The sequence below is a fragment of the Echinicola soli genome (assembly GCF_006575665.1).
GTDB classification, from domain to species: domain Bacteria; phylum Bacteroidota; class Bacteroidia; order Cytophagales; family Cyclobacteriaceae; genus Echinicola; species Echinicola soli.
In genome coordinates this window covers 4,081,102-4,105,231 of record NZ_CP041253.1, presented here as the reverse complement: position 1 = coordinate 4,105,231, position 24,130 = coordinate 4,081,102, and the positions used below count along the sequence as shown (strand labels likewise).

Annotated in this window: 11 protein-coding genes; 8 read left to right on the top strand and 3 right to left on the bottom strand. The window is 46.0% G+C overall.

Features of this window, described 5'->3' with window-relative positions; all coding sequences use genetic code 11:
• The first annotated feature begins 17 nt into the window (after positions 1 to 17).
• The 7 genes from FKX85_RS16075 to trmB all read left to right on the top strand — a co-directional run bounded on the left by FKX85_RS16075 (position 18) and on the right by trmB (position 6,778).
• On the top strand, positions 18 to 1,703 hold the full coding sequence (locus FKX85_RS16075; RefSeq protein ID WP_141615709.1) for a TonB-dependent receptor: 1,686 nt from the start codon (positions 18 to 20) through the stop codon (positions 1,701 to 1,703).
• Positions 1,704 to 1,809: 106 nt separating this feature from the next.
• A complete protein-coding gene (locus tag FKX85_RS16070; protein WP_141615708.1) occupies positions 1,810 to 2,580 on the top strand; it encodes an SPOR domain-containing protein in 771 nt (256 codons plus the stop codon).
• Position 2,581: 1 nt separating this feature from the next.
• Entirely contained in the window at positions 2,582 to 3,277 is a 696-nt protein-coding gene (locus tag FKX85_RS16065) for a MotA/TolQ/ExbB proton channel family protein (protein ID WP_141615707.1), read from the top strand.
• Between the two features lie 36 nt (positions 3,278 to 3,313).
• Positions 3,314 to 3,706 carry an ExbD/TolR family protein gene (locus FKX85_RS16060; RefSeq protein WP_141615706.1) on the top strand — a complete coding sequence of 131 codons (393 nt, stop codon included), beginning with the start codon at positions 3,314 to 3,316 and terminating at the stop codon, positions 3,704 to 3,706.
• Positions 3,707 to 3,866: 160 nt separating this feature from the next.
• Entirely contained in the window at positions 3,867 to 4,817 is a 951-nt protein-coding gene (locus FKX85_RS16055) for an energy transducer TonB (protein WP_141615705.1), read from the top strand.
• Positions 4,818 to 4,824: 7 nt separating this feature from the next.
• Positions 4,825 to 6,117 (top strand): bifunctional folylpolyglutamate synthase/dihydrofolate synthase, encoded by a 1,293-nt coding sequence (locus FKX85_RS16050; RefSeq protein ID WP_141615704.1) that lies wholly within the window; start codon positions 4,825 to 4,827, stop codon positions 6,115 to 6,117.
• Between the two features lies 1 nt (position 6,118).
• A complete protein-coding gene (gene trmB, locus FKX85_RS16045; protein WP_141615703.1) occupies positions 6,119 to 6,778 on the top strand; it encodes a tRNA (guanosine(46)-N7)-methyltransferase TrmB in 660 nt (219 codons plus the stop codon).
• A gap of 522 nt (positions 6,779 to 7,300) precedes the next feature.
• Here the strand turns inward: trmB and FKX85_RS16040 are convergent.
• A complete protein-coding gene (locus FKX85_RS16040) occupies positions 7,301 to 7,816 on the bottom strand; it encodes a hypothetical protein (protein WP_141615702.1) in 516 nt (171 codons plus the stop codon).
• 236 nt (positions 7,817 to 8,052) lie between these two features.
• On the opposite strand from FKX85_RS16040, the gene FKX85_RS16035 reads away from it, so the two are divergent.
• Positions 8,053 to 8,607, top strand: coding sequence for a hypothetical protein (locus FKX85_RS16035; protein ID WP_141615701.1), 555 nt, complete (start codon positions 8,053 to 8,055; stop codon positions 8,605 to 8,607).
• 524 nt (positions 8,608 to 9,131) lie between these two features.
• Here the strand turns inward: FKX85_RS16035 and FKX85_RS16030 are convergent.
• Both FKX85_RS16030 and FKX85_RS16025 read right to left on the bottom strand, forming a co-directional pair.
• Positions 9,132 to 10,085, bottom strand: coding sequence for a PorP/SprF family type IX secretion system membrane protein (locus FKX85_RS16030; protein ID WP_141615700.1), 954 nt, complete (start codon positions 10,083 to 10,085; stop codon positions 9,132 to 9,134).
• Between the two features lie 65 nt (positions 10,086 to 10,150).
• Positions 10,151 to 23,059, bottom strand: coding sequence for a polysaccharide lyase family 8 super-sandwich domain-containing protein (locus FKX85_RS16025; RefSeq protein WP_141615699.1), 12,909 nt, complete (start codon positions 23,057 to 23,059; stop codon positions 10,151 to 10,153).
• Positions 23,060 to 24,130 lie beyond the last annotated feature (1,071 nt).

Sequence of the window (24,130 nt, the reverse complement as noted above, 5' to 3'; positions counted from 1 at the left end):
CATTGATTAAAGAAAACATGAATAAAGTACTTATAGTCACATATTTATCAATATTTTTATCTATTGGTTCGGTCTATGCCCAAGACCAAAAGGGAAATGAGCGCGGTGAAGTAACCGACGCAGAGTTTATCATTCGTAAGGATAGGATATTGAGTTTGCCAAAGCGGACAAGGAATTTTGAAACGGTACCGGCACTGCCACAGCCTGAGAGCAAAAGCAGTTTTAGTTATGATGCGCGGGACTTCTTCTTTACGCTTCCACCAAGTCAATCAGAGATCAAGCCGTATCAAAAGCAGTTTCCCTCCGGTAACGAAATGCTGCACCATAGCCTTGTAAGGTTAGGGTATGGAAATTACCAGTCGCCACTCGCAGAGCTCTATGTCAATAACCTGGAGAGTGATTACCTGAATTATGGCGTGATGCTCAGGCATCAGGGATTTTATGAAGGGCCGGTAGACCAGAAGAATTCTGCTGAAGACCATACAAACATTCGGCTGAACGCCAGCTATTTTACCGAGTTTGTGGAAATTTTTGGAGAGGTAGGGTATGACCGCGACCGGTACCATTTTTATGGTTATACACCAGGAACTGAAGTGATGGCGGACAGCATCCAGCAATTGTTTAGCACAATATATGGACAGGGAGGTATTCGCAATATTGAAAAGGACGATCCATTTAATTATGAAGCAAAAATAGGTGTAAGGCTTTTTAATGACGATTATTCCGCTCGAGAGCATGAAGTTAATTTTAATGGCTTTGGTAATTATCGAATCAGTGATGGTTTTAGGGCGGGATTGGACATTTCGGCATTTTTGACCTCACCTTCTGATGTCAATTATAATAACATCAATAGAAACTACGCTAAGCTCACGCCTTTTGTGAGGTACAAAACCACCATGTTTGAAGTGAATGCCGGGGTGAATTTTATCAATGAAAACGACGTGTATGATGGTAAGAGTGGAGATTTTCATATTTTCCCTAAGATCGATGCAGCCTATTATATCCATGAAGCTTTCGCGGTGTATGGCGAGTATATAGGTGATGTGCAGCGAAATACGTACTACAGTTTCGCTATGGAAAACCCCTATTTGGGCCCCAGTGACCGACTGCTGAACACGGTGCAGAAGTTTAGGGCTGAAGGAGGCATCAAGGGCAGTGTAAACGATGCATTCACCTACAAGCTGGGCATCGCTTATGGAGACTATGACAATATGTATTTCTATGCCAATGGAGAGTCGGACAGCACGCGTTTTGAGGTATTGTACAATGACGGTTCTGTGTTGAATTATACCGGCTCTTTGGGATATAGCTTTAGCGACCGCTACCACCTCACTGCTGAGGCAAACTATTACCATTATACCCTGGATGATGTAGACAGCAGTAATCCTGGTGTAGCAGCCAGTCCTTGGCAGCGTCCTGAGTGGGAGATCAATGTTCATAATACATTCACGCCGGATGAAAAATGGCTTATCCAGGCGGGACTGGATATGATGGGCGGGATTTATGCCAAAAACCTCGAATCAGGAACTGAGGATACCCTAAACCCCATTCTGGACCTAAACGCTAAGATAGATTATAAAATCACCGAACGGTTTTCGGTATTTGCAAAAGGCAATAATTTATTGAATCAGAAAAATGAACGATATTGGAATTATCAATCCCGTGGAATTCAAGGGATTGGTGGGGTGACCTTTAAATTTTAGTTTTGGTGAGATGGAATGATTTTCCGTAATTATTCATTAGTGCCATATTGAGTAATTGAGGGTTTTATCTTAGTTTAGCAATTTAAACCACCAAGAAAGCAGAAGAATGACAGACAAGGACCAGGAAAAAAAATCGAAAAGAAAAGACGAGGATAAGGATTTTGGCTTGCCTGAAATCGAAATCACTCCTATATCCAGTGAGGAAGACAAGTCTGATTCACGTCCTTCTGTGATTCCTGTGCCTACGGGAAGTGGAGCCGAGAAAGATTCTCCAAAAGAGCCTACCAAAAAAGAAAATCCTGAAAAGCCCGTAGCACCTGTACCTGATTCGAAAGCTGCTGCTTCTGAAGCACCAGCTATACCTGAAGCGGCTCCAGCTGCATATGTACCAGTAGATGATGAGAAAAAGGACGAGAAAAACAATAAAGCAGGTTGGATCATTCTGATTTTGTTACTGTTGTGCTTGATAGGTTTTGGTGTATATCATTTTGTGTTCAAGGCACCGGAAATGCCGGAAGTTCCAGAACAGGTGGCTGTTCAGCCGGAGGCAAAAGAGCCAGCACCTGTCGTGGAAGAAGCTGAAACACCAGCTCCAGTGGAAACTCCCAAGGCTCCTTCGCTTACGGAAATCAGTGAAAAAGGCGATGTACCGCATTATTTTGTGACCGTGGGCGCTTTTATTGATGGAGACCTTGCCAAAGATTTTTCCAAGCGATTAAACGGAAAAGGATATAACACCTACATTGTACTTCCTGGCTATGGTTCTTCGTTTTATAAATTGGCCATTGAAGATTTTAATAATGTAGATGATGCTTTGGCCATGATTGAGCGAGAGCAAAAGAATTTTGAAGAAACTTTATGGGTTTTTAAATACTAATATGATCTTACTACAGACTTTATCAACCGATAGTCAAGCGGTTGCCGATTCACTTAATACCATGGAAAATACAGCTCAAAGTATTGGGCTTTTTGATCTATTGATCAAAGGTGGATACATGATGATTCCGCTTTATGCGTTGTTCATTTTAGCTATTTATATTTTTGTGGAACGTATAATTACCTTGAAGAAAGCGGCCCAAACCCCAAAGGGCATGATGGATCAGGTGAAGATGATGGTGCAGACAGGGGATATTGGTGGTGCCAAAATGATATGTCAGGAAGAAGACACTCCAGTGGCCAATATGATCTCAAAAGGACTGGAAAGAATTGGTAGTCCGCTAAAAAACATTGAAGTGGCGATCGAAAATGTAGGTAAAATAGAAATCTACAAATTGGAGAAAAACCTGAGCCTCTTGGCGACCGTTTCCGGTGCAGCACCGATGATCGGGTTTTTAGGTACAGTGGCCGGGATGATCCGGGCGTTTATCGGGGTAGCCCAAGAAGAAGGAATGGTTTCCCCAAAACTGCTGTCCACGGGAATTTATGAAGCGATGATTACGACGGCTTCTGGACTTGTGGTGGGGATTATCGCTTATTTGGGATATAACTACCTCGTGGCGCGTGTATCCAAGCTTATTCACAGTATGGAATATACCACAGTGGAGTTTATGGATTTGCTACAGGATAAGAAGTAAGGTCAACAGTGGACCTTTTTTACAAGAAACAAGCATATGGCACTACAATCAAAACATAAAGTGGAAGCGGCATTCAGCATGTCATCCATGACAGATATTATATTTCTGTTGTTGATCTTTTTTATGCTGACTTCTTCTTTCATCACGCCTTCTGGATTACCGGTAAACTTGCCAAGTAGTGAAACAGCTGATATCGTGATGCAGGAGGTAACCGTAACGGTGACCAAAGACCTGAAATATTCCGTGAACGATAAGATCGTGGAGCGGGAGGGAATCAAAAATGAATTGACTTCGTTACTAAAAGGCAAAGATGGACAAGTGGTGCTTCATATCGATAAGGAAGTACCGGTGGAATATTTAGTTGAAATAGGTGGGATTGCCGCTAAACTGGAAGCCAATGTGTCTATCGCTACAAGACCATATAAGTAGCAAGATTAGAGTAAAGAAGAAAGAGCAAAGACATGAGCATCAAGATTCCTCGGTTAGCTGGGATTGTGTTGGAGCAAAGATAGAAGCTAGAGGATGTGACAAGGTGTGAGTAGCTAGATATCAGTATCAAGAAGGGTAAAATATAAAGCAGGAGTTAAGAGTGGAAGGAACCGCACATAGTACGGAGCTGGACAGCAAAAAGAAGGCAACGATCATTACCATCATTGTGAATGTGTTGGTATTGGTGGGCATTTATTTTATTGTGGTATGGAGACCTCCAGTGCCACCGATGGCGCAGTTTGGCCTGGAGCTTAATCTTGGTTTTACGGATGTGGGAAGCGGTAATGAACAAACGGAGACCCCACCTTCCGAGAGTGAGCAGATCAGCACTGAAAGTCCTGCTCCAGGTACACCCGTAGAGACACCTGAGCCTGCCCAACCAGAAGCGCAGCCCGTAGCCCAACCAGAAGCACAACCACAACCTACCGAATCGAAGAACAGTTATGAAACGCGTTCCAATACCACAAGTCCTTTAAAGGGCAGTGAGAAAAGTAAGGAAGCGGTAAAAGAACCTGAACAACCGAAAGAGGAAGCAAAGCCTGTGACCAAACCTGCCGAAAAGGAGGAAAAGAAAGTAGAGGAGAAGGTGGAAGAAAAGCCGACCATTGACCAGCGTGCTATTTTTGGTGCTGGAGGCAATAAAGGCAAGAGCAACCAATCTTCTGCTGGCAGTAGTGAGGGCACTTCCACACAGAAAGGCGACCAAGGTAATTCTGAAGGCACCATTGATGGCAGGTCATTGATGCAATCCGGACAGGGCAATGCCGGAAATGGCGCTGGGTATAATTTGGATCTGGCCGGCTGGGATTTTGCCAGCAAGCCCAATATTCAGGACAGGGTCTCCAATAGAAATGGTAAAATCGTTTTTAAAATCACTGTGGATGACAATGGCAAGGTAATCAGGGCCATTCCAGATACCTATAATGTGACCAATGCGGTCCTTACCTATTACCGGGGAGTAGTCAACGGCCTTACTTTTAAACGAAAAAGCGGGAATCCTGCGGCCGACTATTCGGAAGGAAAAATCACCTTTATCATCAAAGTAGATTAATCATAAGATGACGTACCAGGAGACGTTGGACTACTTGTTCAATGCATTGCCGATGTTCCAGCGAATTGGTGCAGCGGCATTTAAGAAAGACCTTAGCAATACCCTTCAGCTCTGCGAACACCTTGGTCAACCCCAAAGGCAATTCAGGTCCATTCATGTAGCCGGCACCAATGGCAAGGGGAGTTCTTCCCATATGATCGCTGCTGTTCTTCAAGAAGCTGGCTATAAAGTAGGCCTGTACACTTCTCCACACTTAAAATCCTTTACGGAAAGAATAAAGATAAATGGCAAAGAGATACCACAAGAAAAAGTGGTTGATTTTGTAACCCAATACCGTGATTTTCTCGATAGCCTAAAGCCCAGTTTCTTTGAGATGACGGTGGGATTGGCTTTTGCCCATTTCGCAGCGGAGGAAGTGGACTTTGCCGTCATCGAAGTAGGGATGGGCGGTAGACTGGACAGCACCAATGTGATTACTCCTGAGGTATGTTTGATTACCAATATCGGTATGGACCATACTCAGTTTTTGGGTACCACCTTGGTCGAAATAGCGGGAGAAAAGGCAGGCATTATTAAGGAAAAAGTTCCCGTGGTCATCAGCCAAAACCAACCGGAAACTTTTGAAGTGTTCAAAGCCAAGGCAATGGCAAAGGCAGCACCTATTTTCTTCGCCAACCAATTTTTTGAAGTGCAACAAATTGGTTTAAATAGAGGTTTAAAAACATGTGATTATCAAGTTTTTAAAAATAATAAAGAGTCCGTTTATTCATTAGATCTTTTTGGGAAGTATCAGGAAAAAAATCTTCCTGGAGTCCTTATGGTGTTAGAAGTGTTAAGGGATAAAGGGATCGCAATCAGACCCGAAAGCATCCAATCTGGACTTGCACATGCTGCTGAGATTTCCGGATTGAAAGGGAGGTTCCAAAAACTAGGTGAGAAGCCTTTGGTCTATTGTGATACCGGTCATAACGAAGATGGCATTAGCCTACTGATGGAGCAGCTCCAAGCTATGCGATATGATCAACTGTATATTATCCTTGGGATGGTCAATGATAAGGATCTGGGCAAGGTGCTTAGCCTTTTGCCGAAAGCGGCAAAGTACGTTTTTTGTGAAGCTAATATCCCCAGGGCACTACCTGCTGATCAGCTCCAGGAAAAAGCCGCAGCTCAGGGGATCGAAGGTGAAGTTATTCGGAATGTCAATGTAGCCTTGGCCGATACCCTAAAAAAAGCATCAAAAAACGATCTTATTTTTATCGGAGGCAGTACCTTTGTGGTCGCTGAAATCGAAAACTTATAAAATGGGCAGAAATAAGCTGGCGAGATTTAAGGCCAACGAGGAAAATAGCAATGTCGTCCAGGAAGGCAAAGATATCTTTGGACGCATCCAAGGCAATTGGAGAAAGGAACAGTTTAAGAATGAACAGCCAATTGTGGTTGAATTGGCTTGTGGTAGAGGAGAATTTACCGTAGGGCTGGGGAGGGAGTATCCTGAGCAGAACTTTATCGGGGTGGACATAAAGGGTGCTAGAATCTGGAAAGGAAGCACCATAGCCATCGAAGAGGGCTTGAAGAATGTGGCCTTTTTGCGGACGCAAATTGAGCTACTGGACCGCTTTTTTGCAGAAAAAGAAATCAGTGAACTGTGGATCACCTTTCCTGACCCCCGGCCAAGGGATGGGGATGAGAAGAAGCGGTTAACATCCCCTAGATTTTTGGAAATGTACAAACCGATGATCCAGAATGATGGCTGGATCCATTTTAAGACGGATAATACGGGGTTGTTTGATTACACCGTAGAATTACTTCAAAACAGAGCCGATATCAGGGACTTGGTTTTTACACATGATTTTTACGCTTCGGAATTCCGTAATGATCACCATGGTATCAAAACACGCTATGAAACCATTTTCAGCGCAAAGGGGGAGAAGATTAAATACTTGAAGTTTAGGTTTAAGTAGATAGGTTTATTGTTCTTATAATCATTTGTTTTTAATGACTACCCGTTACTTTGCACGTACCACTGGAGAAAGGAAATATTTACATGAAATCCTTTTATTGGCCTTTGTAGCATTCGGTTTTGGGATAGTTGATGGGGGCGTTAAGAAAATGAGTTAGCTTACGAAGTGGACGAGCAAGATCCACTCATTTTCAGCCCTAAGCAACTGGCACAAAACCAAATTAAGCCAAATGAAATTGTAACCGGAATACCAAATCACTCAATTTAAAGAATGCTCCATACCTAGACTTTTTCATCAATGGAAATGCGAAACATTCATGAAGCTCTTTGAAAATCAGTCCAATACCTGAATAAAAAGTAGGAGAGATGAATAAAGAAAAAACAGTAATGAATTTGGTTACGTGCAACATTGCGGATACACATATATTTTTTTATTTACTTGTTGATATCTCAATAGGTGCTAATTGTATTTTTAGTTTGATAAGGGCTAAAGATAATAAAGGTAAAGCACCAAAAGGAGGGACTATGGCTCCGAGGCCATAAAATTTAATCCAACCGTAATAAGCATTGGCCAGGCCTTTTGGTCCAAGCGATTATTAATACTTTCAAATTCCTCTGAGCGGAGAGGGATCAGTAGACCAATATTGACAAACTTTCCGGGAACTCTTTTTGAGTTGATTTTTATTCCTCCTCCAAAACTAACACCGTAATAATTCTTTCCGCTCAAAAAGTGTCCGCCACCTCTAGTTGCTCCATTATATCCATACATTGCTGTAAAATACGCAGAAGATTGTTCTTGGGAAGGGATTTCCAACTCTATTCCAGCATTGCTTCCAACATTGCCCAGGTTATATCCCAATCCTCCGAATACTGACAGCATATTAATCGGATTATAAGTAAATTTCAAACCGATGCCTCCATAAGGTAGCCCTAGTCCTATGCCGACAAAACTTTTACTTTTCATATGGCTATAGTGCTGGGCTTGCAGCATGGGAGTAGTTAAAAGAAATAGTAGTGAAATGGTATATACTTTTTTCATAATGATAAACGATGTATGCTAATGGTGATCAATTTTAACATCTAACTTAATACGATTAATGTGATTTTTATATACTAAAAAATACCATTTATACTTATTCTTGACTTTTTGTGTTATTTTATCTTGTCGATTTTAACACTTTGTTAATCTTTTTGAGTAGCATAAACAATTGTTCTTAGGTAATTTAAGCTAAATTATTCATCAAATAGCTGACTCGTCTTATGACTATAACATATATGAAAAATTTGCTTTTGACTGTAGTGGTATTCCTCTCTTTTCAATTCCTTGAAGCCAAAGAGGTATGTTGGTGCGCTTTTGAAGTGATATCAGAAAATGGAAAATATTTGGCAAGCATTCGACCGGCAGACGACAATGAAGTGAATCCCGGTTGGAAAAATGATTGGAAGATACAAGTTTATGAACTGATTGAAGATAGTCGAAAATTGCTTTGGGAGTCAGCATATACCTATTCGGGTAAAGCTACCGGGATTTTATCCAATGATGGCCAGTTCTTTACCTACGTCGAAAATTGGTACAATAAGGAAAACCCAATTGTTCATATCTATAAAAACGGCCATCAGGTTCATTCCCCCATTAATGGAAAGTCACTGGACATTCCTCGGAGAAAGCTAAAGAAAGGTGAATTGCATTATTATTGGTTGACTGAAACCGGGAATCCGTACGCTTATGAAGTAGATGCAACAGGTGATTCCTTTTTGGTGATTAATGCCATTGATGGCCAGCAATTTAAGGTTGACTTGAAACATGGGACATTTAAGGAAGAATCATAATAGCTATTGTCAAATGATAATATAAATAGGTGCTATGATTTACAATGGGGACTCATTTTCGCAGTTTGCTAATTTACAGAGTGATCTTTGGAGTAATTCATAAACTGTGAAAGTCCGCAGAGAGGGTTTTGCAGTAAAAAGACAAATCTCAAAAAATCAGTGTGATTGGTTAAAATCTGCACTGATTTTTTGAGAATCCTGCGGTAAACAGTTTTTAAACTAACTCCAAAAACGTGCTATAGAGAAGGTGCCCAATGGAGAGCTGGAGGCCTAAATGGGTTATGGTAAAAGGGAACAATGGGCGAATCCCAATCCACGCCACGGGCACACTCCCAAAAGGAAAAATATGCCGAAGGCCTATAGAATGTAATCTGCTCCATGTAGGCCAAAGGGATGTCCCGCTGGCTGAACGGTTCCCTTGACTCGGTCTATTGATCGTATGGATGGACGGAATATTGTTCAAAGTACGGGAAAACCCCAAGGTGCTCAACAGACCGTTTACATTGCCTTGGGGCTCAAGAACACTACCAAATCAATACTTCGTCGGCGTACCTGCGCTCATTTTTTCTAAAGAGGTTGAAAACCAACATAAATTCCTGGGTACTTCCGGGAAAGTGGTAACTTCCGTTGGTAGGAAATTCATATACATAGCCAAACCTGAACCTATTGGTCAATAGACCGACCTGAAGGTTATTGGCATAGTCAACGCGGTGGCCACCTCCGATCCAAAATTTGTCCATAAGGAGTGCCTTCACATTAAACTCCACATTGTTGAAAAGATCATTTTGGGATCTGAAGTAGATATTGGTAATCACTGCAAGTTTATCGCTTAGAGCTTCCCGGTACCCGGCCTGCACAATGTAATTTACGGGACGTCCATCCAAGAAATCATCACCACTGGATATTCTACCACCATTTACTTGATGCATGGCATAAGAAATGTAGTATTGTGAATGGGTAAGAGCCAGTCCAATATTGAAGTCCACGATCTGCATATCCGAAAATCCCCCAATATATTTGCCAAGAACTTCGTCATTTTGTTGCTCCGCGGTCATGGCAGTGCCGTCCAGTTTTATATTGGTATAACTTACTCCAGCTCCCAGACGTAGATTGTGTTTGGCCGTAAGTCGAACCCTACTGGCATAGGATAAGACAAGACCAGTTTCGGCAAATGCACCATACTTATCAAAAAGAAGGTTTAACCCAACGGCATTTTTCCCCGTTAGGCTTGGATCTCGTGCTCCCTTCATCTCCGCAAAATCCAACTCCCCACTGAAGAACATCGTCCTCGGTGCCCCTTCAAATCCACTCCACCGATTCCTGATAAAGCCCCTGAGAGCACTTCCCTCATACCCCGTGAGCCCTGGATTAAAGTAACTTTGGAAAAAGCTGAACTGGCTGATATATTTTCTGGACTGCCCCATTACAGTAAGAGGGGCAGCCATTATCAATAATAATATAATAAGTATTTTTCTCATTTTTATAAATAGCTTATCTGATTGTATATCCACATACCAATTGGAAATAATCGAAAAACGCACCATCATCTCAACAGGTTTAATGTTCCTTTCCTTACTTCACCGGTTTCTTTTACTTCTATTACCCAGAAGTAAGTTCCGGAAGGCATTTTATTCCCGTTATATGTTCCGTCCCACCGTTTCTTAGGATCTTCGGTATAGAAAACCCGTTTACCGCTTCGCTCAAAGATCATAAATCTCACCTCAGTATAAAGCTGTAGTTCACTGACACCCCAGCTATCATTGGAACCGTTATTGTCCGGCGTAAAGCTATTATAAATCACCACCTCATTAAGTGGTTTTCGAAGACGGGTAACCGTAAATGTCTTCTCCATAATATTCCCGTCCGCATCCGTCACCTGTAATAACAGGTCGAAAGAAGTCTTCCCGGCTACTGTTTCTTCGCTGTCCCAGTAGAGAGTAGTTCCTGATAAGGAGAAGTACCGGTTATCGGCGGCTTTCGGAACTAAGCCAAGCGTGTGTTGGCTATCAACCGGATCAATAACCGTACATGCTCCCACAGCAATTGGCGTATGATCGACCGATGCCTCAAACTGATCATGATCGAGTGTGATGTCGGTCGGGACAGGTTTTGCGAGGACCGTTACGTCCATGTATGGTTCCGGTGTATTATCATCGATACTTTTCGGTAAGACAAGTTCTCCGGTTATTTGGTAGGTTCCCCTGCTTCTCAGGTTAATAGGTCCTTTGTCCCAGATCACCGCAAGATTGATCATTTCATCATGTCGGGTTCTTATCAGGACGTTTTCCGGTAGGTTCACCTCCCCGGGTGATACGCCCCATGCTACCTCTACCGGGGCTGGGGTGAAAATCTCCTCAATTTGTACCGGTTCTATGGTAAATAAGGCCCCCTCGAATTGAATAGCATAGTTATCCCCAGCTGAGAGGGTACCAATGTTGATCGGATAACTCCCCAAATCATCCCCTGCGGTTCTGGACAGCTCTCCAGTAAGTACCGCACTATCGTCATGATTTGTAAAACCCATAGCTTTGTATGTCAGCATCGGATCACCCTCGCCATATATCTTGCTATGGCTGTCGGCCTTCACCTTCAGTGCTGCCGGTACAATTTCCAGGTTGCCGTCCGCATAGTCGATCGTATAGTTTTCGGCTGTGTAACCAGAAGGTGTAACCGCATATGATCCGGCATCTTCTCCAGCAGCCCGTTTTACCGAAAGGTTTCCACCAAGGACGGTTTTGTCCTCTCCGTTTACGAAGCCCTCATATCCCACGGTGAACATCGGATCACCCTCGCCATATATTTTGCTATGGCTGTCGGCCTTCACCTTCAGTGCTGCCGGTACAATTTCCAGGTTGCCGTCCGCATAGTCGATCGTATAGTTTTCGGCTGTGTAACCAGAAGGTGTAACCGCATATGATCCGGCATCCTCTCCATCAGCCCGTTTTACCGAAAGGCTTCCACCAAGGACGGTTTTGTCCTCTCCGTTTACGAAGCCCTCATATCCCACGGTGAACATCGGATCACCCTCGCCATATATTTTGCTATGGCTGTCGGCCTTCACCTTCAGTGCTGCCGGTACAATTTCCAGGTTGCCGTCCGCATAGTCGATCGTATAGTTTTCGGCTGTGTAACCAGAAGGTATAACCGCATATGATCCGGCATCCTCTCCATCAGCCCGTTTTACCGAAAGGCTTCCACCAAGGACGGTTTTGTCCTCTCCGTTTACGAAGCCCTCATATCCCACGGTGAACATCGGATCACCCTCGCCATATATTTTGCTATGGCTGTCGGCCTTCACCTTCAGTGCTGCCGGTACAATTTCCAGGTTGCCGTCCGCATAGTCGATCGTATAGTTTTCGGCTGTGTAACCAGAAGGTATAACCGCATATGATCCGGCATCCTCTCCATCAGCCCGTTTTACCGAAAGGCTTCCACCAAGGACGGCTTTGTCCTCTCCGTTTACGAAGCCCTCATATCCCACGGTGAACATCGGATCACCCTCGCCATATATTTTGCTATGGCTGTCGGCCTTCACCTTCAGTGCTGCCGGTACAATTTCCAGGTTGCCGTCCGCATAGTCAATCGTATAGTTTTTGGCTGTGTAACCAGAAGGTGTAACCGCATATGATCCGGCATCTTCTCCAGCAGCCCGTTTTACCGAAAGGCTTCCACCAAGGACGGTTTTGTCCTCTCCGTTTACGAAGCCCTCATATCCAACGGTGAACACCGGATCACCCTCGCCATATATCTTGCTATGGCTGTCGGCCTTCACCTTCAGTGCTGCCGGGCTGATTGAAAAGTCAGCTCCTTCAAAATTGATTGTGTAATTGGAACCTACACTCAGGGTTCCTTGCCGGATAGCGTAGGTGCCTGTGCCTTCTCCAGAAACCCTGTCCAATGAGCCTCTTAAAATAGATTCATCTTCTCCATTGGCAAAACCCGTTGCCGTATAAGTCAAGACGGGATCGGGTTCCCCATAAGTTTTGTGCTTTCTATCAACGGTCACATTGATCGAACGTAACCCAACGGTCAGTTCTTGGTCTTTACTTGCCGATTCAAATTCATCGTTACCTTCCTGTACTGCAGTAATGGTCGCTGTTCCAGCTCCAACAATATCCACTTGCTGCCCATTGATAACGGCTACTGAAGGATTTGATGATGTATATTTCACCTTAAGACCTGAACTTGCACCTGCATCAACATTGATAGAACCCTCTCCGTACATCACACCTGAAGGGAAAGGTTTGAATGTGAGGCTTTGATTTTGTTTTGCAATTTCTATTGAGAAGCTTGCATGCTCTGATGAGCATTTGTCTGCTACGCTGATTTCAATGATGAAGTCTCCCGCTTCTTCTGGGATTCCGCTGATGTGGCCTGTGGAAGACAGGTTTAACCCTACAGGCAGTTTACCGCTCTGGATAGAGTATGTAAATTCTCCCTGGCTTCCTGAAGCACTTACAGTCTCATCATATGTTCTACCCGCTTTTCCGTTGGACAACCTCTTCCCATGGAATACTATTGGATCAGGTTCGGTGATTTCAAATGATTGGGTTACCGCACAACCAAACCCGTCGGTTACCGTTACGGTATAGGTCCCCGCTGTCAGTTCTGTGGCCGTTGCGCCGCTTCCGCCGGTAGACCAGGAATAGGTGTAGTCCTCGCTTCCGCCAGTTACCGATACGGTTGCCGAACCGTCCGAGCCACCATTGCAGCTCACATTATTCTGTGTCGGATGCACATGCATTGAAGTTTCGGCTTCGGTGATTTCGACGGGTTTAGTTACCGTACAATTATTCCCATCGGTTACCGTCACGGTATAGGTTCCCGCTGTCAGCCCTGTGGCCGTTGCGTCGCTTCCGCCGGTAGACCAGGAATAGGTGTAGTCCCCGCTTCCGCCAGTTACCGATACGGTCGCCAAACCGTCTGATCCGCCATTGCAACTAACGCTGTTCTGGGCAGAAAGTGTCGCGACAAGGGCTTCAGGCTCGGTGATTTCGAAGGATTTGGTGACTGTACAGCCAAACCCGTCGGTTACCGTTACGGTATAGGTCCCCGCTGTCAATTCTGTGGCCGTTGCATCGCTTCCGCCGGTAGACCAGGAATAGGTGTAGTCCTCACTTCCGCCAGTTACCGATACGGTTGCCGAACCGTCCGAGCCACCATTGCAGCTCACATTATTCTGTGTCGGATGCACATGCATTGAAGTTTCAGCTTGGGTTATCTCAAACGATTGAGTTACCGTAAGACCATTAGAGTCCGTAACTGTCACCGTATATTCTCCCGCTGCCAAACCTGTAGCTTTTACACCTGTTCCGCCTGAAGGTGACCACAGGTAAGTGTAGTTTCCACTCCCACCGTCTACGGAAATAGTCGCCGAGCCATCTGCACCTCCGGAGCAGCTTACATTGGTCTGACTATGGCCTGTAATTGCCAGTGGAAGCTCACCATATACCAAAAGCTGTGGACGGATCCCCTCCTCTGTGCTCTCTCGGGAACCAAATGTAGCGTCTGTCCAGCTTGAATTACCCCCGGAAGAAAATGAAGAAAGGTCTGCTACTACAAGCAATGACAGTTGGTCTGTGCCGTGGTCCTGTAGCGCCCCGGACACATTAAGTTTCACATAGGTCCCCGCAGACGATCCCCGTACCTCACCGATAGGATCCCCGGTCGCTGCCGGTCTGTTGTCATAGGTAACTGTGGTTTCGCCCCAGTCATCGGCTACCTTATAGAACTTCCATTTGACACCTTTTTCAATATCGGCATTGGTCTCCTTCACATAAAGACGCAGGACAACGCTGTCGGTCTGCACAGGCAGCGCCGAAAGGTCAAATTTTAACAGGGATTCCCGAAGATAACTGCTGGGATTGTCCTTTACCACTAGACCCGTTTCTGTCCCGTAATTTTTGGAACTGTGACTTCCGTCGCGGACATAGGAATCGGCTATGGCCACAAGGCTCATGATCGGAGGAGCAGGCGGTACATAAACAGGCAGCGTACTGTTGATCTTCCCGGAAACCGTGCTCCCCGCATAATCGCCGGAAGGCAAGGTCATGGTCAGTGTACGGGGTTCCCCAAGAACTCCGTTCTTATACACCAGGTTCAGTTCGCTGTGGGTCTGGGCAGGATCTGCCACGGATGCGGCCACTTCTGCCGATCCGGGATCTGTCAGCATCACCGTACACGCCCTGTCAGCTTTCAGCAGCACATCGCCGTACTTCAGGGTGGCCGCTTTATAAAACACCACCTGCAGGATGTTCAGCGTGCGGTGCAGCACCGCCTGGACGCTGTCACTGTTCACCAATATATCGATACGGCTTTGGTCATAGCTTTGCATCGCTGCCGGCGTCCCTTTTCCCGGTAAAACTACATAGGAATAGGAAGCGTCCTGGGGGGCAACACCGTGGTTGAACCACAGTTTGAACACCTCGTGGCTCACTTCGGCATCAGACTGATTGGTATTGATGCTTTTCCATGTCCCGGTCTGGGTCTGGTTCGACAGGTTGATATTACCCCCGGAAGGGAACAGGTACCCCACATTTCCCTGCGTCACCCATTTCAGGTCTCCGTTGTAGCTGCGTATTCCCGAAGAGAGGACAGATGCCCCTCCCGTGGTGGACACGTTCACGTCCGTGGTCAGGTGGCTCTGGTTGACCGTGGTGTTGATTGCTTCAGCGGCCGTTGCCTCAATACCGGAGCCCAGGCACACGATTTCATCATCAAAGAAGAACCATGATTTTTTTGCCCGGGTACCATAGTCGTCCATGGCATAGGCACTCACGCCGTACACCCCGTCGGAAACCCCGCCAACAAAGGAGGCTACACCTTTGTCGTTCCACCATGAAGGCCTTGTCGGAAAAGAAGTGATTTCAGGGGTAGTTGTTCCCGGGATCTTGTTCCAGTCCCAAGTGGGATAGATATTGTAGTATTCATCCCCATCAACAGCAATATAGGTGACACCCTCTGCCAAAAAATGACCTTTCAGATTTTCGGTACTGCTCCCTTCCGACTTTATTGTGCGGTTTGAAACTAACCGGAGGCCAAAGGTATACTCTGGTCTAAGGTGCAATGAATAATCGGTGGTCCAATAATGGGTATGTTCAGGCGAAAGGTTGTAAGATGGCTCCTTTTCTCCAGTCATACGGGCGATCGCATCATCGTATTCACTTTTATGTTCCGGAAGATCAATTACTGAAATGGTGCCTATAAGGCTTTTAGGAGCCTTCCCATTGTTTGGCCTTGTAATTCCACGTCCAAAATTGTTAAGATCAGCAAAACCACCACGAAGCGGCTTAATAAAGCCTTTGCGGACAAAATTTGATAGGATGGCCATTTTTTCGGCGGAAAACGCATAGGAAGTACCGGAAATCACACTACCAATCAGTCCAATACCTTTAATGAATTCCGACCCGTAACCATAAATATACAACTGAGAACCATGTGCCTTAAAAGAATAATCAGGCTGAATACCAGCCTTGATATCAATTTTAATCCAGGCTGTCACGACATCAACAGTTTCCGAAAGAAGTACCGGATCATCCGTTAGACAGGCCCGCATAATCTGATGCTGGGCTACGTCAGAAGTGTTTGACGCTGAGCCAACCATATATTGGTGAGTGATAGGCAGTCCTTTGGTCATCCAGGCAAGCAACTCATTTTCCAACATAACCGGTATAGTCTCTGGAACTTGTCTGAGAGCTATGAGAATTTGTCCGATCCTCTTGGGAAGTCCTATTGTGCCATGATACCAGTTAACACTTTCTGGCTCAGGATTCAGCTCAACCCAATAAGTTATGGTCGTTTCTATCCTCTGAAGAAGTTCCGCTGAGCGGTAATAGGCACTTTCAGGATTTGTATAAGACCTTACATAAACTTCAAGCATCTTAAAATGCCTTCCAGGAGGCCATATTACATTATCCTGTGATTGATAATCGATATCAGGCCAGGAACCGTCTGCATTTTGACTGTCTGATAGAACTACTACCTTCTGATCATTGGATCCCACACTTTCAGAGGAAAGGAATTTCTGGTAAAAGCGTTCTTCAATAATGTCAATTTCAGAATTTGAAGCTGTTGTTCCCGAAGGGTCCCCCTCTTCATAAACGATCTTGGGACGATATTCCGTTTCCGGACTGTTTATGGTATAAAAATCTAAATATGCCCACGAAACCGATGATATCTTGAAGGTAATATAGCCGGGTTCCCCATCGGACTGATAGTTCTGTAACTGGCTGGTAATATCAAATGCTGCCGCCTCTTGCTTAGCTTTGCTTTCACCGGACACCGTGGCGATCACACCTCCCCCGGCAGGTGCATTGTTCCAGGTGATCCCAGTCTCCCCCCAGGTATTGTCTGCCACAGGGTGCAGGTTCAGCCCCACGGAGGTCTCGTCATTCTGAAAAAAAACAAGCATTTTGGCCGATGTGACCTTATCGGGATCAATGTCGCTGATATCAAACCGCAGAAATATATCCCTGCGGTCCTGCTGGGCTGCCATATAACTGTTGGACCCGTAATTAGTGTCAGGGTTATTCTTGTCCACAAACGCATCGGCCTCTGCGACAACAGAACCGGTAACCGCTTCCTCAGGGGCATCACCATATACCAAAAGCTGCGGACGTGTCTCCTCCGCTGTACTCTCGCGGGAAGCAAATGTAGCGTCTGTCCAGCCCGTATTACCCCCGGAAGAAAATGAGGAAAGGTCTGCTGCCACAAGCAATGACAGCTGGCCTGTGCCGTGGTCCTGCAGTGCCCCGGACACATTAAGTGTCACATAGGTCCCTGCAGACGATCCCCATACCTCACCGATGGGATCCCCGGTCGCTGCCGGTCTGTTGTCATAGGTAACTGTGGTTTCGCCCCAGTCATCGGCTACCTTATAGAACTTCCATCTGACTCCTTTTTCAATATCGGTATTGGCCCCCTTCACATAAAGACGCAGGACAACGCTGTCGGTCTGCACAGGCAGCCCCGAAAGGTCAAATTTCAAAAGGGATTCCCGAAGATAACTGCTCGGGTTGTCCTTTACCACCAGACCCGTTTCTGTTCCAAAATTTTTGGAACTGTGGACCCCGTCCCTGACATAGGAATCTTCTATGGCCACAAGGCTCATAACCGGAGGAGCGGGCGGTACATAAACAGGCAGTGCACTGTTGATCTTCCCGGAAACCGTGCTCCCCGCATAATCGCCGGAAGGCAAGGTCATGGTCAGTGTACGGGGTTCCCCAAGAACTCCGTTCTTATACACCAGGTTCAGTTCGCTGTGGGTCTGGGCAGGATCTGCCACGGATGCGGCCACTTCTGCCGATCCGGGATCTGTCAGCATCACCGTACACGCCCTGTCAGCTTTCAGCAGCACATCGCCGTACTTCAGGGTGGCCGCTTTATAAAACACCACCTGCAGGATGTTCAGCGTGCGGTGCAGCACCGCCTGGACGCTGTCACTGTTCACCAATATATCGATACGGCTTTGGTCATAGCTTTGCATCGCTGCCGGTGTCCCTTTTCCCGGTAAAACTACATAGGAATAGGAAGCGTCCTGGGGGGCAACACCGTGGTTGAACCACAGTTTGAACACCTCGTGGCTCACTTCGGCATCAGACTGATTGGTATTGATGCTTTTCCATGTCCCGGTCTGGGTCTGGTTCGACAGGTTGATATTACCCCCGGAAGGGAACAGGTACCCCACATTTCCCTGCGTCACCCATTTCAGGTCTCCGTTGTAGCTGCGTATTCCCGAAGAGAGGACAGATGCCCCTCCCGTGGTGGACACGTTCACGTCCGTGGTCAGGTGGCTCTGGTTGACCGTGGTGTTGATTGCTTCAGCGGCCGTTGCCTCAATACCGGAGCCCAGGCACACGATTTCATCATCAAAGAAGAACCATGATTTTTTTGCCCGGGTACCATAGTCGTCCATGGCATAGGCACTCACGCCGTACACCCCGTCGGAAACCCCGCCCACAAAGGAGGAAGTACCCAAATTACTTCCCCAACTGGTCCTGCTGGGAAAAGAAGTGATTTCAGGAGTAGTTGTTCCCGGGATCTTGTTCCAGTCCCAGGTGGGATAGATATTGTAGTATTCATCACCGCTCACCCCGATGTAGGTCACCCCTTCAGTCATGAAATTTCCTTTAATATTTTCCCCGTTGCCCGACTCAGACTTTGCCGTGCGCCTGGATACTGAACGCAGGCCAAAGGTATATTCCGGACGGATATGAAGGGAATAATCCGTGGTCCAATAGTGGTAATGTTCAGGAACTATATTATAGGAAGCATCCTTTTCCCCCTTCATCCGGGCTATTGCATCCTCGTATTCGCTTTTGTGTTCCGGCAGGTCAATCTGTGAAATGGGGGCAATAATATTTGGCTGGGCTCTTGCATTGTTTGGGCGGCTGATCCCACGTCCGAACACATTAAAATCCACATATCTCCCGCGCACAGGCTCCATAAAACCTTTACGCATGAAATCAGAAAAAATAGCCATTTTTCCCGCAGGAAATGCAAAGGAAGTGCCCACTACACTATTCCCAATGACTCCAATTCCTTTTATAAACTCCGTTCCATAACCATAGGTATAGAGTTGGGGCCCATGTGCCTTAAAGGAATTATCGGGCTGTATACCTGCCTCAACATCTATTTTTATCCAGGCTGTCACGGCATCCACAGCTTCCGAAAGCAGTGCTGCATTATCCGTTAGACAGGCCCGCATGATTTGATGCTGAGCCACATCAGTAGTATTTGACGCTGAGCCGGTTATATACCCATGCGTAATAGGATGTCCTTTGGTCATCACGGCAATTAAATCATTCTCCATCGCAGTAGAAATGCCATTGGGGGCCTCCCGGAGTGCTATAAGCGTATTCCCAATATCCTTAGGGACACCAATGGTGTAAAAAAACCAGTTGGTACTGCTCGGTTCGGGATCAAGTTCGAGCCAGTACGTGATGGTAGTTTCAATCGTTGACAACAGTTCCGGTGAGTTGTAATAATCACTTGCAGGATTGGAATACGATCTGGCATAGACCTCAAGACGGGAAAAATGGTTGCCCGGTGGCCAGATTGATTGTGCATTCGACTGATAATCAATATCAGACCAGGAACCGTCTTCTTCCTGACTGGCCATAAGATTTGCTACGTTTTGGTCGTTAGACTCAACGCTTGGAGAAGAAATAAAACCCTGATAAATGCGCTCTTGAATGATGTCGATTTCAGAAGTTGAAGCTGTTGTCCCTCCCTCTTCATAAACTAGCTTGGGATGATATTCCGTTTCCGGACTATTTCTGGTATAAAAATCTAAATATACCCCCGAGCCCGAAGCCGATGAGATCTTGAAGGTAATATAGCCGGGTTCCCCATCGGACTGATAGTTCTGTAACTGGCTGGTAATATCAAATGCTGCCGCCTCTTGCTTAGCTTTGCTTTCACCGGACACCGTGGCGATCACATCTCCCCCGGCAGGTGCATTGTTCCAGGTGATCCCCGTTTCCTCCCAGGTATTGTCTGCCACAGGGTGCAGGTTCAGCCCGACGGAGGTCTCGTCATTCTTAAAAAAGACACGCATTTTGGCCGATGTGACCTTATCGGGATCAACGTCACTGATATCAAATCGCAGAAATATATCCCTGCGGTCCTGCTGGGCTGCCATATAGCCGTTGGACCCGTAATTATTGTCAGGATTATCCTTGTCCACAAACGCATCGGCCTCTGCGACAACAGAACCGGTAACCGCTTCCTCAGGGGCATCACCATATACCAAAAGCTGTGGACGGATCCCCTCCTCTGTGCTCTCGCGGGAAGCAAATGTAGCGTCTGTCCAGCTTGAATTACCCCCGGAAGAAAATGAAGAAAGGTCTGCTACTACAAGCAATGACAGTTGGTCTGTGCTGTGGTCCTGCAGCGCCCCGGACACATTAAGTTTCACATAGGTCCCCGCAGACGATCCCCGTACCTCACCGATAGGATCCCCGGTGGCCGCCGGTTTATCATCGTAGGAAACAGAGGTTTCGCTCCAATCATTGGGTACCTTATAGAACTTCCATTTGACACCTTTTTCAATATCGGCATTGGTCTCCTTCACATAAAGACGCAGGACAACGCTGTCGGTCTGGGCAGGCAGCGCCGAAAGGTCAAATTTCAACAGGGATTCCCGAAGATAACTGCTGGGATTGTCCTTTACCACTAGACCCGTTTCTGTCCCGTAATTTTTGGAACTGTGACTTCCGTCGCGGACATAGGAATCGGCTATGGCCACAAGGCTCATGATCGGAGGAGCAGGCGGTACATAAACAGGCAGCGTACTGTTGATCTTCCCGGAAACCGTGCTCCCCGCATAATCGCCGGAAGGCAAGGTCATGGTCAGTGTACGGGGTTCCCCAAGAACTCCGTTCTTATACACCAGGTTCAGTTCGCTGTGGGTCTGGGCAGGATCTGCCACGGATGCGGCCACTTCTGCCGATCCGGGATCTGTCAGCATCACCGTACACGCCCTGTCAGCTTTCAGCAGCACATCGCCGTACTTCAGGGTGGCCGCTTTATAAAACACCACCTGCAGGATGTTCAGCGTGCGGTGCAGCACCGCCTGGACGCTGTCGCTGTTCACCAATATATCGATACGGCTTTGGTCATACCCCTGCATCGCTGTCGGCGTCCCTTTTCCCGGTAAAACTACATAGGAATAGGAAGCGTCCTGGGGGGCAACGCCGTGGTTGAACCACAGTTTGAACACCTCGTGGCTCACTTCGGCATCAGACTGACTGGTATTGATGCTTTTCCATGTCCCGGTCTGGGTCTGGTTCGACAGGCTGATATTACCCCCGGAAGGGAACAGGTACCCCACATTTCCCTGCGTCACCCATTTCAGGTCTCCGTTGTAGCTGCGCATTCCCGAAGAGAGGACAGATGTCCCTCCCGTGGTGGACACGTTCACGTCCGTGGTCAGGTGGCTCTGGTTGACCGTGGTGTTGATTGCTTCAGCGGCCGTTGCCTCAATACCGGAGCCCAGGCACACGATTTCATCATCAAAGAAGAACCATGATTTTTTTGCCCGGGTACCATAGTCGTCCATGGCATAGGCACTCACGCCGTACACTCCGTCGGAAACCCCGCCCACAAAGGAGGAAGTACCCAAATTGCCTCCCCATTGAGGCCTTTTGGGATAAGAGGTGATTTCCGGGGTGGTCGTTCCCGGGATCTTGTTCCAGTCCCAGGTGGGATAGATATTGTAGTATTCATCACCGCTCACCCCGATGTAGGTCACCCCTTCCGCCAGGAAATGTCCTTTTTCATTTTCCCCGTTACCTGCCTCAGACTTTGCCGTGCGCCTGGATACTGAACGCAGGCCAAAGGTATATTCCGGACGGATATGAAGGGAATAATCCGTGGTCCAATAGTGGTAATGTTCAGGAACTATATTATAGGAAGCATCCTTTTCCCCCTTCATCCGGGCTATTGCATCCTCGTATTCGCTTTTGTGTTCCGGCAGGTCAATCTGTGAAATGGGGGCAATAATACTTGGCTGGGCTCTTGCATTGTTTGGGCGGCTGATCCCACGTCCGAAATTGTTAAAATCCACATATTGGCCGCGGACCGGTTTCATAAAGCCCTTACGCATGAAATCAGAAAAAATAGCCATTTTTCCCACAGGAAATGCAAAGGAAGTGCCCACTACACTATTCCCAATGACTCCAATTCCTTTTATAAACTCCGTTCCATAACCATAGGTATAGAGTTGGGGCCCATGTGCCTTAAAGGAATTATCGGGCTGTATACCGCTTTCAGGATCAATTTTGATCGATGCCGAAACTGCTTCTACGGTTTCTGAAAGCAAGTGCTCATCATTGGTGATACAGGCCCGCATCATATAGTGCTGGGCAACATCGGTAAGGTTAGGCCCTCCGCTTTCAGTAAAATCTGAAAATGGTCTGTTACTTTTGGTCATCCAGTCGAGCAGATCATTCTCCATCGCAGTAGAAATGCCATTGGGGGCCTCCCGGAGTGCTATAAGCGTATTCCCAATATCCTTAGGGACACTGATGGCATAAAAAAACCAGTTGGTACTGCTCGGTTCGGGATCAAGGTTTAGCCAGTACGTGATGGTAGTTTCAATCCTTGACAAAAGATCTGCTGAGTTGTAATAATCACTTGCAGGATTGGAATACGACCTGGCATAGATTTCAAGACGGTAAAGATGGTCGCCCGGTGGCCAGATTGATTGTGCATTCGACTGATAATCAATGTCAGACCAGGAACCGTCCCCTTCCTGACTGGCCATAAGATTTGTTACGTTCTGGTCGTTAGACTCAACGCTTGGAGAAGAAATAAAACCCTGATAAAAGCGCTCTTGGATGATGTCTATTTCAGAAGTTTCGGGATCGGACTGTGCATGAACTAATCCCGACAGGCCAATTAAAAATAAAAAAACAATTGCTATAAGAGGTTTGAGTAGCACTTTCATCATATTATCATATTTTTTCTCAACGAGATTTTTATAATTATTTCATCATTAGCTCTATTCAAATGCTATTGATAATTAAAGCCATCCACTGTATGTTTTATGTTACTCTATCATATTTCGAGGTAGCCTGATGCACAATTAAAGATACTCTGCGCAGTGATATACCAGCTTTATTAAAGCCAAATCTCCCCAAAAACCACCACTTCTTCCTTAGCCGTTATTTGAGCATTTACAGGAGGATAGTGTCGTGTCAAACGTGATATTTCAAATGCGTTACCATGGTTCTGCCTTTAAAACCATGTCGCTGAGATGGGGAAAGCCCGCCCGGTATGGCTATCGGGAACGAAGTGGTAGTCTCCTGTTTCGAAAGTGGAATTGCCATACTACTTTCGCTATGACTTCTTAGAGCCATAGGAGGATACGATGCTTCACATTAATGTATGAAATGACTTTTTTAACATTAGTTATTACCTGAGAGTGTGAAATATGTTGGTTTGTTTCTAATATATAATAAACAGATTGTTATTGAAATTAAATTCTGATTAAATTAATTATAAGGTTTAATAGTTGGTATTTATCGTAAATAATTAACTTTTATTACTTGTTTTACGGTTTTTTTAAAAATGTTTGTTGTTGTCTGGTGTATCATATCTTAGTAAGATAAAAAGGGAATCTACGTTCACAGTGTAAGCGGAAAACTGGCAGGGAAAGTGTATTTATTTTGCAATGAAAGTCCATGAAACGAGAATTTATATAAGACCTTTAGCTTTATTATAAACATGTAGAAGTCAACTTATTCATGTTAGCCTGAAAGGGTTATCCTCTTACAGGAAGCGAGGCTTACACAGTCATCGGAGACGATGGCATGAAAAGCGCAGATAACCATTGGTGCAGGCCTGTTAGGAACCCATAACTGTTAGGTTAACAGCGTAATATTTGATTAAGAGATGTTTTCTCTTTCTCAAGTTTCATACGGAGGGGTGCCATTTCGAACAGCTCTTCGATGAACCCGTTCATTTTTTCCTGTTGCCCAATGCATTCAGCAGTTGGCCAGCGGTTTCACGGTGAAGTATT

Excerpts from the sequence above, each read along its gene's own strand:
- FKX85_RS16025 (WP_141615699.1), bottom strand. The coding sequence starts at position 23,059 with ATGATGAAAGTGCTACTCAAACCTCTTATAGCAATTGTTTTTTTATTT.
- trmB (WP_141615703.1), top strand. The coding sequence starts at position 6,119 with ATGGGCAGAAATAAGCTGGCGAGATTTAAGGCCAACGAGGAAAATAGC.
- FKX85_RS16040 (WP_141615702.1), bottom strand. The coding sequence starts at position 7,816 with ATGAAAAAAGTATATACCATTTCACTACTATTTCTTTTAACTACTCCC.
- FKX85_RS16065 (WP_141615707.1), top strand. The coding sequence starts at position 2,582 with ATGATCTTACTACAGACTTTATCAACCGATAGTCAAGCGGTTGCCGAT.
- FKX85_RS16050 (WP_141615704.1), top strand. The coding sequence starts at position 4,825 with ATGACGTACCAGGAGACGTTGGACTACTTGTTCAATGCATTGCCGATG.
- FKX85_RS16060 (WP_141615706.1), top strand. The coding sequence starts at position 3,314 with ATGGCACTACAATCAAAACATAAAGTGGAAGCGGCATTCAGCATGTCA.
- FKX85_RS16035 (WP_141615701.1), top strand. The coding sequence starts at position 8,053 with ATGAAAAATTTGCTTTTGACTGTAGTGGTATTCCTCTCTTTTCAATTC.
- FKX85_RS16075 (WP_141615709.1), top strand. The coding sequence starts at position 18 with ATGAATAAAGTACTTATAGTCACATATTTATCAATATTTTTATCTATT.
- FKX85_RS16030 (WP_141615700.1), bottom strand. The coding sequence starts at position 10,085 with ATGAGAAAAATACTTATTATATTATTATTGATAATGGCTGCCCCTCTT.
- FKX85_RS16070 (WP_141615708.1), top strand. The coding sequence starts at position 1,810 with ATGACAGACAAGGACCAGGAAAAAAAATCGAAAAGAAAAGACGAGGAT.